A 14198-nucleotide genomic window follows, 5' to 3' on the forward strand; every position below is an offset into this window, starting at 1 on the left:
CCATGGCCGAGCCGTTCCTCTCCATTCAGCATGTACGAAAATCCTTCGGCGCCACCACCGTGGTGCAGGATTTCAATCTCGACGTGGAGCCCGGCGAGTTCGTCTCTTTCCTCGGCCCGTCTGGCTGCGGCAAGACGACAGTGCTGCGTATGGTCGCCGGTTTCGAGGAACCGAGCGCGGGCAAGATCGTGGTGGCCGGCAAGGACATCACAAGGCTGAAGCCGAACCAGCGCAATGTCGGCATGGTGTTCCAGGCCTACGCGCTGTTCCCCAACCTGACGGTGGCGCAGAACATCGCCTTCGGGCTGAAGGTGGCGGGCATGCCCAAGGCCGATGCCGACAGGCGCGTCGCCGAGATGCTCGACATCATTAAGCTGCCGCAGATGGGAGACCGCTATCCCTACCAGCTCTCCGGCGGCCAGCAACAGCGCATCGCGCTGGCGCGCGCGATCGCGCCGAAGCCGAAGCTCTTGCTGCTCGACGAGCCGCTGTCGGCGCTCGACGCCAAGGTGCGCGTGTCGCTGCGCGAGGAAATCCGCTCGATCCAGAAAAAGCTAGGCATCACCACCATCTTCGTCACCCACGACCAGGAAGAGGCGCTGTCGATCTCCGACCGCATCGCCGTCATGTATGGTGGCAAGGCCGAGCAGGTCGGCACGCCGTTCGAGATCTACAACCGGCCGGCAACCAAATTCGTCGCCAATTTCGTCGGCACGCTGAATGTGCTCGAAGGCACGGTGACAGACGCCGCTTCAGGCACAGTGCGCGTCAATTCTCAGGAGGTTGCGCTCAAGGGCAAGCTGAACGGTTCCAAATCCGGCGACACGCTCTCTCTGGCGCTGCGGCCCGAGGCGATTTCGCTCGGCCGCCAGCCCGGTCGCGATTCCAGCCTTTCGGGCGAAATCGCCGAGGTGCATTTCCTCGGCTCGGTCATCCGGGTACGCGTCGGCATCGGCGGCAGCACGGTCTCGCTCGACACGTTCAACAGCCCGGCAACGCCGCCGCCCGCTGTCGGCGAGAAGGCCGAGATCTCATTCTCGTCGGGCGATATGCTGGTGCTGCACTAAGGGCAGCGCCCCTCAAGCAGGCGGAATGAACGGCTGCGAAATCGTCTGAAAGACGGGCAACGCTTCCATCCGCGCTGCGTGAGCTTCGAGCGCCGGGAAGTCGGCCAGCGGAACCAGGCCGGGATGGGCTTCGCCGAGGAAACGCAACACGGCGGCAACCGCGACATCGGCATGGCCGATACGGTCACCGAACCAGTAGGCACCGGACCTCGCGGCGCGGTCCGTTTCCAACGCGGCAAGGACGCTCCCAATCTGCGCCCGGCAGCGGCCGACCCAGAGGTCGGAGACCCTATCGTGCAAGCGCATTTCGTAAAACAGGCTGACGCTCTTGTCGCCGAGCCCGGTGGCCAGGGCCGCTATCCTGAGCGCCTGATGGCGGGCGGGCTCGCCTATCGGAAACATCCTTCGATCGGCCGCAACAAGGCTGTCCAGGTAATCAAGCATCAGATGGCTTTCCGTCAGCACTTCGCCATCGTCCAGCACTAGCGTCGGGACGCGCGTCAGCGGGTTATAGGGACGGATCTTGTCGGCATCGCCGAAGGCCGACCATGGCCGATGCTCGAAGGGCAGGCCGTAGAGTGTCAGCGCGATGCCGACGCGGCGAACGAAGGGCGAGTCATACTGGCCGATGAGGATCATGGCCGTATCCATACCCCGGCGATCCGTCCGGCGTATACGGCAAGCAAGCCGGGCCGACTGGACAATCAACAGCATCTGGTCATCTTGTCAGTGCCGACAACTCTGGTTCGTGGCTACGGTAGGATATGGCGCTTTTCGAACTGACCCTCGTCCTGCTCCTGATCGCTGTTGCGCTGACGGCACTGTCGCGGCGTCTGGAGGTTCCCTATCCCTCGCTTCTGGCGCTGGCAGGCGCTGGGATTGCCTTCGTGCCCGGCGCGCCGACCATCGAGATCGACCCGGAACTGGCGCTCGCCCTGTTCATCGCACCGGTGCTGCTCGACGCCGCCTATGACACATCGCTGCGCGATCTCAACCGCTACCGGCTGCCGCTCGTGGCGCTGGCGCTCGGCGCCGTCATCTTCACAACCGCAGCCGTCGCTTTCGTCGGTTGGAAATTGGCCGGGCTGCCGATAGCCGCGGCGATAGCGCTTGGCGCCATCGTCGCACCGCCGGACGCGGTGGCAGCGAGTGCCGTGCTCGGGCAATTCAAGGTGCCGCATCGGATCACGGCCATCCTGCAGGGAGAGAGCCTGCTCAACGATGCCACCGCACTCCTGATCTACCGGCTGGCGGTATCGGCAACGCTCGGCTCGATCATGCTGAGCAACGCCATTCCGACGATCCTGCTGTCGACGATCGGCAGCCTTGTCGCGGGTTATCTGCTTGGCCGCTTCTCGCTGCTGACGCTCACCCGCATCGAGGATGCGGCAAGCAGCACCGTAGTGCAGTTCGCCGGCACGTTCGGGGTCTGGATCCTGGCCGACAGGCTGGGGCTTTCCGCCATCATCACCATCGTCGTCTATGCCATGACCATCGCGCGCACCGCGCCGCGCCTGATGTCGGCCAGGAGGCGCGTCAGCACCTATTCAGTCTGGGAGTCGGCGGTTTTCGTGCTCAACGTGCTGGCCTTCGTGCTGATGGGCCTGCAGGCACGGTCGATCGTCGGCAGGTTGGCCGGGGAAGGGCAGGCCGAAGCATTCGTCTTCGCCGCAACGGTGCTGGCCGTCGTCATCGTATCGCGTCTCGTCTGGGTTATGAGCTACGGTGTGATCATCAGATGGCTTGCCCGCTTCGGCAGTGAGGGCCAAGGGCGAGACGCGCCGACATTGCGCGGCGGCGTGCTGGTCGGCTGGTGCGGCATGCGTGGGCTGGTGACATTGGTGGCGGCGTTCGCCTTGCCGGCCGATTTTCCCGGCCGCGATCCGATCGTGCTCGCCGCTTTCGCGGTCGTTCTCGGCACGCTGGTGTTGCAAGGCATGACCCTGAAACCGCTGCTGCGCCTGCTCAACCTCGACCCCGACACGACAGTCGATCGCGAGGTGGCTCAGGCACGTGTCGCCATCATGCAGGCCGCATTGGACATACTGAGCGGCAAGACGTCGAATGCGGCGGCCGCGGTGCGCGAGCAGTATACCGCCCAGCGCACGATCGCCGAAAATCCAGAGGATGCGCAGGCGGCGACGGAGTATGACCGTCTGCGCCTCTATGCCATCAAGCGCCAGCGCGACGCGCTGGAGGAATTGCGCCGTGACGGGACGATTGGCGACGAGGCCTATCACCGGCTGGAGGAGGAGATCGACTGGTCGGAACTGGCGGCGTCTCCGGCTGGGCGGTTCCAGCCGCTGACAACCTAGATCGGGAAAGAGAAGCGGAACACTGGTCACCCCTGGCCTAGCCCCGGCGTCGGTATTGCAAGGCTTTCGCCGAACCGCTACTGCCATCACGAAAGTGAGCCGGATAAGCAATGAAGCTCGTCAGCTACAACATCCAGTACGGCTTCGGCAGCGATGGCCGCTATGACCTCGCGCGCTGTGCCAAGGTCGTTGCCGGCGCCGACATCATCGCGTTGCAGGAGGTGGAGCGGCACTGGCAGCGCACAAACGAGGACGATCAGCCGGAACTTCTTTCCCGGTTGCTGCCCGGCTATCACTGGGTCTATGGCCCGGCCTTCGACATGGATGCCAGCCAGGAGCGCGACGGCCGCATCGTCAACCGTCGCCGGCAGTTCGGCACCATGCTGCTGTCGAAGCTGCCAATCGTCTGGTCGCGCCTGCATACGCTGCCGCTGCGCCGCACGCTGCGGCCTCTCAACACCCGCAATGCGGCGCTCGAATGCATGATCCGCACCCCCGCAGGCCCGGTGCGGGTACTGTCGCTGCACCTTGCCCATATCGCTGCCGAGGAGCGGCTGGAGCAGATCGACTATCTGCTCAACGAACATCGCCGGGCGCCGTCCAATGGCGGGCCATGGAGCGGCGCCGACGACGAGCCCGATCGCAACTGGAGCAATGGCGAGCCGGAGCCTGAGAGCCCACTGGCGGCGATCTGGCTGGGCGACTTCAACATGGAGCCGGGGAGCGCCGAATACCGGCGCATCGCCGGCAACACGCCGTACCATCGTCGGGCGGCCTATCTCGATGGCTTTGTCGATGCCGCCGCCGTCGCCGCCGAGCCAGTGGCGGATTTCCACACCCACATAAAGACCATCGACGGCAGGTTGACAAAACGCCGGCTCGACCATTGTTTCGTCGGCGGAATGTTTGCCGGGCGCGTGCGTTCTGTCAGCGCTGACATCGATGAGATCGCCTCCGACCATTTTCCGCTCCGGGTCGACATCGACCTCGAGACGCCGCTCGCCACTGCTGTGGCCGGAGGCGGATGAGGCAGCGATGACCTTGTTCGTCTTCTGCGCGGTGCTTGCCGCGGCCGCCATGCATGCGATCTGGAACGCGCTGGTCAAGGTGCATCTCGACCGCTTCCTGTCTATCACGCTGATGACGCTCGGCATGGGCGCGGCAGGACTGGTGGTGCTGCCTTTCGTCGAGGTGCCCAAGGCCGAAGTGTGGCCCTACATCATCGCCTCGGTGATCTTCCACATGGGCTACCGAACCTTCCTCATCGGCGCCTACAGGGCCGGCGATTTCGCCCAGACCTATCCGCTGGCGCGCGGCACCGCGCCGCTGCTCGCCGCACTCGGCGGCATGGTGGTGGTCAAGGAGGTGCCGGCACCACTCGCCATCCTCGGCATCCTGCTGTTGTCGGCCGGCACGCTGGTGATGTCGTTTCGCGGCGGCGCGCATCTGGAGCGGTTCAATCTGCGCGCGGTGGGCTTTGCGCTCGGTACGTCGATCTTCATCGCCAGCTATACGCTGTCCGACGGCAGCGGCGCACGGCTCGCCGCCACCGCACAGAGCTATGCCGCCTGGCTGTTCATCTGCGATGCCATCGGAGCGCTGGTGCTGTGCCTCATCTTCCGTGGACGCCAGGCGCTGCCGGTGCTGGCGCGCGACTGGAAGGCGGGTCTGTTCACCGGCGTGCTCAGCGGTGCCGCCTACTGGATCGTCATGTGGGCGATGACCAAGGCGCCGATCGCCTCGGTCGCATCGCTGCGCGAGACCTCGATCCTGTTTGCGATGTTGATCTCGGTCTTCGCGCTGGGCGAAAAGATGACGGGCTGGCGGGGTGCCGCCGCGCTCAGCATCGTCGCCGGCGTCGTGGCGCTCAGGCTGGGTTAGCCAAGCACGGTCATCACCTGGCCGCGCCGTTCCGGACTGAAGCGGATGACGACGATGATGCAGACCGCGACCACGCCCGCGAAAAGCGCCAGCGCGTAGCCGTAGCTGCCGCCCGGAGCCTCCGCGATGCCGGCCTGATAGGGACCGCCATAGGACGCCGCGAGATTGCCGGCCTGGTAGATGAAGCCGGGCAAGGTCGCGCGCACGGCGCCGGGCGAAAGCTCGTTGAGGTGCACCGGGATGACGCCCCATGCACCCTGGACCGCAACCTGCATGATGAAGGCGCCGATGGCCAGCATGAAGGGCGTGGTCGAGTAGGCCCACAGTGGGATCGACGGCAAGGCGATCAAACAGGCGATGGTGATTGCATTGACGCGGCCGATCTTCTCGGAAAGCGCGCCGAACGCCAGGCCGCCAACGATGGCGCCGATATTGGCGACGATGGTGATCCAGCTCACCGTATGCGGGTCAAAACCATGCTGCTTCTTCAGGAAGGTCGGGTAGAGATCCTGCGTGCCATGGCTGAAGAAATTGAAGAACATCATCAGCACGACGGCATAGAGAGCAACGCCCCAGTGCCTTTGCAGCGTTTCCAGGAGCCCCGGCCTTGCCGTCTTCTGCGCATCGACGAAGGCAGGTGATTCCGGCACGTGGGAGCGGATGAACAGGACGATCAGCGCCGGCAGGAAGCTGAGCAGGAACATGGCCCGCCAGCCGATCGTATAACCACCGATCGTATGCTGATAGAGCAAGCCGTAAACCACCGCCGCCAGCAGGTAGCCGGCCGGATATCCACATTGCAGGATGCCCGAAACCATGCCGCGTGCGCTGGGCGGGATGGATTCCATGGCCAGCGAACTGCCCAGCCCCCATTCGCCACCCATGGCGATGCCGAACAAAGCGCGCAACGCCAGGAAGGTGCCGAGATTGGGCGAGAAGGCAGCCAGTGCGCCGATCACCGAATAGCTGACGATGTTGAGCATGAGGATGGGCTTGCGGCCGTATCTGTCGGCAAGCATGCCGAAGAAGAATGCGCCGATGAAGCGCGTCGCCAGTGTCAGGAACAGCGCCTTGGAGACTGCCGGGACGTCAGCGTGGAATTCAGTTGCAATATCCGTGAGCAGGAATGTCAGAAGGAAGAAATCAAAGGCGTCGAGAGTCCAGCCCAGAAATGACGCCAGTACGGTTTTCTTCTGCTGCGAATTGAGGGGCAAATTGTTCCTCCTTCCATCTTCACGGATGCGAGGAACTATCGGCCAGTTTCCGGAAGACCGGTGGTCACTTTTTCGCGCGGCTGATGTGATCGAACACCGCCTGGAATGAAAGCAAAGCGCGACGAGAGCCGCAGTGGTGACTGTTTGTCGACGGTCGACCGGTTCGGGATGCGGCTTGAGGATTGGGTCTAGATTTCCAGATCGAAGACCATCAGGCCATCCGTGCCGCCTTCGAGCGCGGCGACCAGGCGAGCGCCAGCGCGCTGATGCGCCTCATGCACCAGATAGGCGTCGCGGCAGGCGGCGTCGCGAAAGTCGATGGTGAAGCCGTGCGTGAAGCCGCGTGCGAACGGTTCGGGGCTGACATTGATGCTGAACCCGACCTTGTCCATGCCGTCGATCGCCCAGCGCAGCGCCTCAAGATCGGCGTGGACGGCCGCGCGCTCGGCGTCGGCGACATCGCTGCGGAATTTGACGAAGACGCAGTGCCTGATCATTCTTTGTCCTACGCCGCGCGGTTTCCGGAAAAGACGGCCGGTGCCAGCGGCTCGCGGCCAAGGATCAGGTCGGCGCCTTTTTCGCCGACCATGATCGTCGGCGCGTTGGTGTTGGAGGAGGGCACGCGTGGCATTACCGACGCATCGCAGACGCGCAAGCCGTCGATGCCGCGCAGCCTGAGGTCGGGTGTCACCACGGCCATTTCGTCATGGCCCATGCGGCAGGTGCCGACCGGATGATGATCCGTCTTGGAGCTGCGGCAAGCATAGTCGAACAGCTCGTCGTCGCTTTGCAGAGTGGGGCCGGGCAGCACCTCGCGCAGCACATAGGGCTGCAGCGCCTTCTGGCGCATGATCTCGCGCGCCAGCCTCAGGCCCTTGATCGACATGTCGCGATCGTAGGGATCGGACCAGTAGTTCGGGTTGATCAGCGGATGGTCGGCCGGATAGGCACTCTTCAGCCGCACCGTGCCGCGCGAGCGTGGGCGCAGGAAGGCCGAGTTCAGCGTCACGCCAGGATTCCTGAGCTTCTCGACACCGGCCTCGATGCCGGAGCCGAGGCCGAGATGGAACTGGATGTCGGGAGAAGCTGCGGTCGGGTCGGCGTACCAGAAGCCGCCGGTCTCGAACAGGCTGGAGGCAACCGGCCCTTTCTTCAGCAGCAGATATTGCAGGCCGGCCCACATGGTCCGGTGCAGCTTGGCGTAGTTGTCATAGGTGTGGTCGCCGGTGCATTCGGCGATGACGAACAGGTCGAGATGGTCCTGCATGTTGGAGCCGACGCCGGGCAGATCGTGGATCGGTGTGACGCCGACCGACTTCAGGTGATCGGCCGGGCCGATGCCCGACTGCATGAGAAGCTTGGGCGAGCCGATGGCGCCGGAGGAGACGATCACCTCGCGCTCGGCGCGCAGGATATTCGTTTCGCCGCCGGGCTTGTCGACGATCTCGACGCCGATGGCGCGGCCCTTCTCGACGACGATGCGGGTAACCAGCACGTTCGTCCTGACGGTCAGGTTCTTGCGAGTGCGGATTGGCTTCAGATAGGCGACGGAGGCGGAGGAGCGCCGCGCATCCTTCTGGGTCAGTTGGTAGTAGCCGACGCCTTCCTGGCTGGCGCCGTTGAAATCCGGGTTGAAGGGAATGCCCATCTCCTGTCCGGCACGGAAATAGGCCTCGCAGATCGGCAGCGGCGCAATCGGGTTCGACACACCGAGCGGTCCCTGGTCGCCGTGGAAATCGTTGGCATAGCGCTGGTTGTTCTCGGCCCGCTTGAAATAGGGCAGCACGTCGCGATAGCCCCAGCCGGTGAGCCCTTCTTCCTTTTCCCAGGCGTCGTAGTCGCGGGCATTGCCGCGTGTGTAGATCTGGGCGTTGATGGAGGAGCCGCCGCCCACCACCTTGGCCTGCGTGTACCAGAAGACGCGGTCCTGCATGTGCTTCTGTGGCACAGTCGACCAGCCCCAGGAGGCGATGCCCTTGGTCATCTTGGCGAAGCCGGCCGGCATATGGATCAGCGGATGCCAGTCCTTGCCGCCGGCTTCCAAGAGCAGAACCGAATTCGACAGATCCTCGCTCAGCCGGTTGGCCAGAACACAGCCTGCAGGGCCGGCGCCAACGATGATGTAGTCGGTCATGGTCTCATCCGTTCAGAGCTTCGGCACGGACAGCGCGCCGTCGACATTGATGATCGAGCCGGTCGAAAAGCCGAGCTTGCCACCGGCAAGGGCGGCCACCACTGCGCCGATGTCCCCCGCCTCGCCCCAGCGCTTTGCCGGCACCAGCCCGCCATCGATCAGCGCGTCGTATTTGGCGGCGGCGCCTGCTGTCATGTCGGTACGGATGATGCCGGGTCGCAGCTCGAACACGCCGATGTTCTCGCCAGCGAGCCGCAGCGCCAGATTCTTTACCCACATGGAAAGCCCGGCCTTGGAGATGCAGTAGTCGGCGCGTTCCGGCGAGGCCATCTCGGCGCTGACCGAGGTGATGGTGATGATCGATTTCGGATGGCCGCCGGGTGCCGCCAGCATGGCCTTGGCGACGGCCTGGCTGAGGAACACGGTGCCGCGCAGATTGACGCCGAGCGCGCCGTCGAAATTCTCCGGTTTCAGCTCCAGCAAGTCGCCACGCACGATGGCGCCGATACCAGCATTGTTGACCAGGCAGTCGATGCGGCCGAACGCGTTCGTTGCGGCCTCGACCAATGCGGCGTGGCCGTCGAGATCGGCGATGTCGCAGCGATGATAGGCGAATGCTGCGCCGCGCGCGGTGATGTTGGCGGCAAGGTCGTCGTCGGCTTTCTCGGCAAGGTCAGCAACTAGAATGTCGAAGCCGGCATCGGCCAGCGCTTCGGCGCAGGCAAGGCCGATGCCGCGCGCTCCGCCGGTGACGATCGCAGCCGGGCGGGTCATATGAATATGTCCCTACGAATGTCGGTGCTGCCCCTCATCCGCCTGCCGGCACCTTCTCCCCGTATAGTGATGGGGAGAAGGTGGATGGCCACAGCGCTGGTGACCTCTCCCCGTTCTTTTCGGGGAGAGGGTAAGGGTGAGGGGCGGCGCAGACCGATCATGCTGCAAGCTCCGTCTTGCTGATATGGTCGGCGACGCGCAGTGCCTGGGCGGCGATCGACAGTGCTGGGTTGACTGCGGCCGAGTTGGGCAGGAAGCCGCCGTCGACGACGAACAGGTTCCGGTGGTCGAAGGCACGGCAGAATGGGTCGAGCGGCGAAGTCGCCGGATCATCGCCCATCTTCACGGTGCCGCATTGATGCGACGGCGTGCGCTTGTCGAAGGGACGAGACAGCACGATCGGATAGCCGCAGGCGCGGAAGTTTTCGCGCATCACCTTGGTCAGGCCGTCGAGCGATTGCATGTTGGAGCGCCGCCACTGCATGACGATGTCCTTGCCGTCGACCATGATGCGGCTTTCCGGATCGGGCAGGTCCTCGCACATCAGGTACCAGTCGATGGCGTGGCCGGCCATGAGGTCGAGCGCGAATTTCGGCGCCAGTTTCACGTTCGCGCTGAGCATGTTGCCATCGATCTTGCCAAGCAGTTGGACGTTGCCGAGCGGCTTGCCGCCTTTGCCATCGGACAGATAGTAGTCGTTCAACATCAGCGTCTTCTGGTAGACGGATGTATTCCTGCGGCGCGGATCGATCGCCAGCATGGCGCTCGAATTGTGGTTCATGAAGTTGCGGCCGACCTGGTCGGAACAGTTCGCGAGACCCTTGCCGTCTCCCTTGCCATTGGGCGAGCGCAGCAGGATGACGGCGGAGTTGACCGCGCCGGCCGAGAGGATGACCAGCTTCGGCGAGACTTTCTTCTGCGAACCGTTCTGGCGGTAGTGGACGGCAGCGATGGTTTTGCCGTCGGCAGAGGCTTCCAGATATTCGACGTAAGCGCTGGTTTCGAGCCGGATGTTGGTGTCCGTCAGCGCCGCCGTCAGCGGGCCGGACTGCGCATCGATCTTGCCCTGGCCGGTGTTGGGGAACGCATCCCAGCCCGTCTTGCCGTCCTTCAGCCAGGCGTCGATATCGACGCCGAGCGGCAGTGATGCCGGATGCAGGCCGAGGCCCTTGAGTTCGGCACGCGCACGCGCGATCGGGGCTTCGTCGGGCACCGGCTCGAAGGCGTAGGGGATCGAATGGAACGGTTCGGTCGGGTCTTCGCCGAGCGTGCCACGCACGCGAAACAGCTGCTCGGCTTTCGAATACCAGGGCTCGAACTCGTAATAGGAAAACGGCCAGGCCGGCGAGACACCGCCGAAATGCTCCATGGCCGAAAAATCTTCCTTGCGGTAGCGGATCAGCACCGCGCCATAGAATTTCGAATTGCCGCCGACATAATAGTAGTTGCCCGGATTGAAGGCAGCACCGCCGGCTTCGCGCCACATCTCCTTCGGCCGGTAGTGGCCGTCGACGAAGATGGCGCGGGTGTCGCGGGTCTCGGGCGTCGCCGGCAGCTTCTCGCCGCGCTCCAGCATCAGGATCGAAGCGCCGCTGCCGGCAAGGCCGGAGGCGATCGTGGCGCCGCCGATGCCGGAGCCGATGATGACGATATCGGGGTTTGTCATGGCCGTCAGAGAATGCGCTTCTCGGTCGCCGGATCGAAGAACACTGCCTTGGTCAGGTTGAAGGCGAGCGGCGTGACCGTGCCCGGTTGGATCTTGGCATCGGCGCGCAGCCGCGCCACCACGGCCTTGCCGCCGAGATTGGTGACCGCAAACGTGTCGGAGCCGGCCGGCTCGATCACCTCGATATGGCAATCGGCGGTGGCGATGTTCGACGCGTTGCGCTCGGCCCCTTCCGGATCGGTCAGCGCTTCCGGGCGCACGCCGAAGATGATTGGCTTGTCCTTGAATGCCGACAAGCCTGCTGGCGCACCGGCCATCGGCAGCGAGATCGGCTCACGCCCGTCGCGCTGCAGCACCACCGACAGTGCATTGCCATTGCCGCCGATCGTCGCCGGGACCAGGTTCATCGCCGGCGAGCCCATGAAGTCGGCGACGAAGATGTTGGTCGGGTTGTTGTAGATCTCGGCCGGCGTGCCGAACTGCTGTACCTCACCGTCGCGCATCACCGCGATCTTGGTCGCCAGCGTCATCGCCTCGATCTGGTCGTGGGTGACGTAGACGATCGTCGTGCCGGTGGTGGCGTGCAGGCGCTTGATCTCGATGCGCATGTCGACGCGCAGCTTGGCGTCGAGGTTGGAGAGCGGCTCGTCGAACAGGAACAGTTTCGGGTCGCGTACCAGCGCCCGGCCCATGGCGACGCGCTGGCGCTGTCCGCCGGAAAGCTGGCTCGGCTTGCGCTGCAACAGGTGGCCGATCTGCAGCACCTTGGCCACCTTGTCGATCGCCTTCTGGCGCTCGTCGGCCGGCACGCCGCGCATCTCCATGCCGAAGGAGATGTTCCCTGCCACCGTCATGTTCGGGTAGAGCGCATAGCTCTGGAACACCATGGCGATGTCGCGCTTGGACGGGTGAAGATCGTTGATCGCCCGGCCGTCGACGCGGATCTCGCCAGAGGTAATGGTCTCCAGCCCGGCGATGGTGTTGAGCAGCGTGGACTTGCCGCAGCCCGACGGGCCGACCAGCACGAGGAAGCCGCCCTTTTCGAGCTCGACATTGATGCCCTTCAGGATCTCAACCGTCCCGAAACGCTTCCTCAGCCCATCAATTTCCAGAAAAGCCATCAGATTATCCTTTGACCGCGCCGGCCATCAGCCCGCGCACGAAGTAGCGGCCGGCGACCACGTAGACGAGGAGGGTGGGAAGGGCGGCGATCATCGCCGCCGCCATGTTGACGTTGTATTCGACGACGCCGGTCGAGGTGTTGACGACGTTGTTCAGCGCCACCGTCATCGGCATCGCGTCACCGGTGCCGGCGTAAGCCGAGGCGAACAGGAAGTCGTTCCAGATGTTGGTGAACTGGTAGATGACGGTCACGACGAAGATCGGCATCGAGTTCGGCAGCATGATGCGTCGGAAGATCTGGAAGAAGGAGGCGCCGTCGACCTGCGCCGCCTTGATCAGTTCGGTCGGGAAGGCTTCGTAGTAGTTGCGGAAGAACAGTGTTGTGAAACCGAGGCCGTAGACGACGTGGACGAAGACGAGGTTTACCGTCGGATTGCCGAGCCCGAAGGAGAAGCCGGTCGAATTCTGCAGCGTCACGCCGAAACGGCCGAGGCTGCCCAGGATCGTCGCCATCGGCAACAGCACCGACTGGAACGGGATGAAGCAGGCAAACAGCATCAGCCCGAAGACCAGCGTGTGGCCGCGGAAGCGCCATTTGGTCAGCACGTAACCGTTGAGCGCGCCGAGCAGGGTCGAGATCAGCACCGCCGGGACCACCATCTTGATGGAATTCCAGAAGTAACCTTTGATGCCGGCGCAGGTCAGGCCGACGCAGGTCTCGCCCCAGGCCTTGAACCACGGCTCGAGGGTCGGCGACTGCGGCAGCGCCAGCATGTTGCCGTTCTGGATCTCGTCCATGGTCTTGAACGAGGTGACCAGCATGACGAAGAGCGGCATCAGGTAGAACAGCGCGAACAGCGCCAGCAGCCCGTAGATGACGATGCGGTTGACGGTCCTGGCCCTGATGCCGGTGCTGACCTCCCGGGCAGGTGAGGTGACGGCGCTCATCGCGGTCTCTCCCTGAGCTCGGAATAGAGATAGGGCACGATGATCGCGGTGATGGTCATCAGCATGATCACGGCGCTGGCCGAACCGACCGCCATCTCGTTGCGCTTGAAGGTGAACTCATACATGAAGTTCGACGGCAGCCAGGCCGAACCACCAGGTCCGCCGCTGGTCAGCGCGACGACCAAATCGTAGGACTTGATGGCGAGGTGCGCGAGCACGATGAAGGCCGAGAGGAACACCGGCCTCAGCAGTGGGATGACGATGCGGCGGTAGAGCTGGAAGGTGGTGGCGCCATCGATCTGCGCCGCCTTCATGATCTCGCCGTCGATGCCGCGCAGGCCGGCCAGGAACATCGCCATGATGAAGCCGGACGCCTGCCAGACGCCGGCGATGACCACCGTGTAGATGACGAAATCCTTGTTCTTGATCCAGTCGAAATGGAAGCTCGTCCAGCCCCATTGATGCAGCGTCTGCTCGAGGCCGAGGCCCGGGTCGAGGAACCATTTCCAGGCGACGCCGGTGACGATGAAGGACAGCGCCATTGGGTAAAGATAGATCGGCCTCAAAACACCTTCGCCGCGGATCTTCTGGTCGAGCAGGATGGCCAGGAACAGGCCGAGCGCCAGGCAGATGAAGATGTAGAGGAAGCCGAAAATGCCCATATTGGTGATCGAGGTGTACCAGCTCGATGGCGGGTCGCTCTCGAAGGTCCAGCGCCACAGCCGCTGATAGGCGCGCGGGCCGGTGATGGCGTAGGACGGGAAGGTCTTGGAATTGGTGAAGGACAGATAGATGGTCCACAGGATGAAGCCGTAGACGAAGATGACGGTGGCGGCGAAGCTCGGCGCCAGCACGATCTTCGGCAGCGCGTCCTGCAGCCGCGAGCGGACGGAGGCGCCTGGGCGCGCATTGTGCTCCGGCGTCAGTTTGATCTTGGTTTCGGCAACCGTGCTCATTGGCTCATCCAGTACCGGTTCGTGCGGAGGCTCGCCGGCGCGCAAATGCGCCGATCAAAGCGGCCTCAACCCTGCATCAGAGGCCTTCCCCGCACTTGTGCGGGGAAGGTTCTTTCAGGTG

The 14198-nt window shown here is 64.0% G+C and carries 13 protein-coding genes; 4 read left to right on the forward strand and 9 right to left on the reverse strand.

What is annotated here, in order from left to right:
- The first annotated feature begins 2 nt into the window (after nucleotides 1-2).
- On the forward strand, nucleotides 3-1067 hold the full coding sequence (locus tag D3227_RS14620) for an ABC transporter ATP-binding protein (protein WP_120014820.1): 1065 nt from the start codon (nucleotides 3-5) through the stop codon (nucleotides 1065-1067).
- 12 nt (nucleotides 1068-1079) lie between these two features.
- On the opposite strand, the gene D3227_RS14625 is transcribed toward D3227_RS14620, so the two are convergent.
- Nucleotides 1080-1706: a glutathione S-transferase family protein gene (locus D3227_RS14625; protein WP_120014962.1), complete on the reverse strand. Its 627-nt coding sequence runs from the start codon at nucleotides 1704-1706 to the stop codon at nucleotides 1080-1082.
- A gap of 125 nt (nucleotides 1707-1831) precedes the next feature.
- Between D3227_RS14625 and D3227_RS14630 the strand changes: the two genes are divergently transcribed.
- The 3 genes from D3227_RS14630 to D3227_RS14640 all read left to right on the forward strand — a co-directional run bounded on the left by D3227_RS14630 (nucleotide 1832) and on the right by D3227_RS14640 (nucleotide 5263).
- Nucleotides 1832-3382: a cation:proton antiporter gene (locus D3227_RS14630; RefSeq protein WP_120014821.1), complete on the forward strand. Its 1551-nt coding sequence runs from the start codon at nucleotides 1832-1834 to the stop codon at nucleotides 3380-3382.
- 110 nt (nucleotides 3383-3492) lie between these two features.
- Nucleotides 3493-4410: an endonuclease/exonuclease/phosphatase family protein gene (locus D3227_RS14635; protein WP_120014822.1), complete on the forward strand. Its 918-nt coding sequence runs from the start codon at nucleotides 3493-3495 to the stop codon at nucleotides 4408-4410.
- Between the two features lie 7 nt (nucleotides 4411-4417).
- The gene (locus D3227_RS14640; RefSeq protein WP_120014823.1) at nucleotides 4418-5263 is read left to right on the forward strand and encodes an EamA family transporter; all 846 of its coding nucleotides are present in this window, start codon (nucleotides 4418-4420) and stop codon (nucleotides 5261-5263) included.
- Here D3227_RS14640 and D3227_RS14645 read toward each other — a convergent pair.
- The 8 genes from D3227_RS14645 to D3227_RS14680 all read right to left on the reverse strand — a co-directional run bounded on the left by D3227_RS14645 (nucleotide 5260) and on the right by D3227_RS14680 (nucleotide 14077).
- Nucleotides 5260-6477 (reverse strand): MFS transporter, encoded by a 1218-nt coding sequence (locus D3227_RS14645; RefSeq protein ID WP_167480695.1) that lies wholly within the window; start codon nucleotides 6475-6477, stop codon nucleotides 5260-5262. The two genes, D3227_RS14640 and D3227_RS14645, sit on opposite strands and share 4 nt — an antisense overlap.
- A gap of 188 nt (nucleotides 6478-6665) precedes the next feature.
- On the reverse strand, nucleotides 6666-6974 hold the full coding sequence (locus D3227_RS14650) for a Dabb family protein (protein ID WP_120014825.1): 309 nt from the start codon (nucleotides 6972-6974) through the stop codon (nucleotides 6666-6668).
- 8 nt (nucleotides 6975-6982) lie between these two features.
- Nucleotides 6983-8611 carry a GMC family oxidoreductase gene (locus D3227_RS14655; RefSeq protein WP_120014826.1) on the reverse strand — a complete coding sequence of 543 codons (1629 nt, stop codon included), beginning with the start codon at nucleotides 8609-8611 and terminating at the stop codon, nucleotides 6983-6985.
- Nucleotides 8612-8623: 12 nt separating this feature from the next.
- Nucleotides 8624-9385 (reverse strand): 3-ketoacyl-ACP reductase, encoded by a 762-nt coding sequence (locus D3227_RS14660; protein ID WP_120014827.1) that lies wholly within the window; start codon nucleotides 9383-9385, stop codon nucleotides 8624-8626.
- A gap of 157 nt (nucleotides 9386-9542) precedes the next feature.
- On the reverse strand, nucleotides 9543-11051 hold the full coding sequence (locus D3227_RS14665; protein WP_120014828.1) for a GMC oxidoreductase: 1509 nt from the start codon (nucleotides 11049-11051) through the stop codon (nucleotides 9543-9545).
- 5 nt (nucleotides 11052-11056) lie between these two features.
- Nucleotides 11057-12172 carry an ABC transporter ATP-binding protein gene (locus D3227_RS14670; RefSeq protein ID WP_120014829.1) on the reverse strand — a complete coding sequence of 372 codons (1116 nt, stop codon included), beginning with the start codon at nucleotides 12170-12172 and terminating at the stop codon, nucleotides 11057-11059.
- Nucleotides 12173-12176: 4 nt separating this feature from the next.
- Nucleotides 12177-13121 (reverse strand): carbohydrate ABC transporter permease, encoded by a 945-nt coding sequence (locus D3227_RS14675; protein WP_120014830.1) that lies wholly within the window; start codon nucleotides 13119-13121, stop codon nucleotides 12177-12179.
- Nucleotides 13118-14077 carry a carbohydrate ABC transporter permease gene (locus D3227_RS14680; protein ID WP_120014963.1) on the reverse strand — a complete coding sequence of 320 codons (960 nt, stop codon included), beginning with the start codon at nucleotides 14075-14077 and terminating at the stop codon, nucleotides 13118-13120. The genes D3227_RS14675 and D3227_RS14680 overlap by 4 nt, the downstream gene beginning before the upstream one ends.
- Nucleotides 14078-14198 lie beyond the last annotated feature (121 nt).

Source organism: Mesorhizobium waimense (genome assembly GCF_003601975.1).
Taxonomy (GTDB): Bacteria; Pseudomonadota; Alphaproteobacteria; order Rhizobiales; family Rhizobiaceae; genus Mesorhizobium; species Mesorhizobium waimense.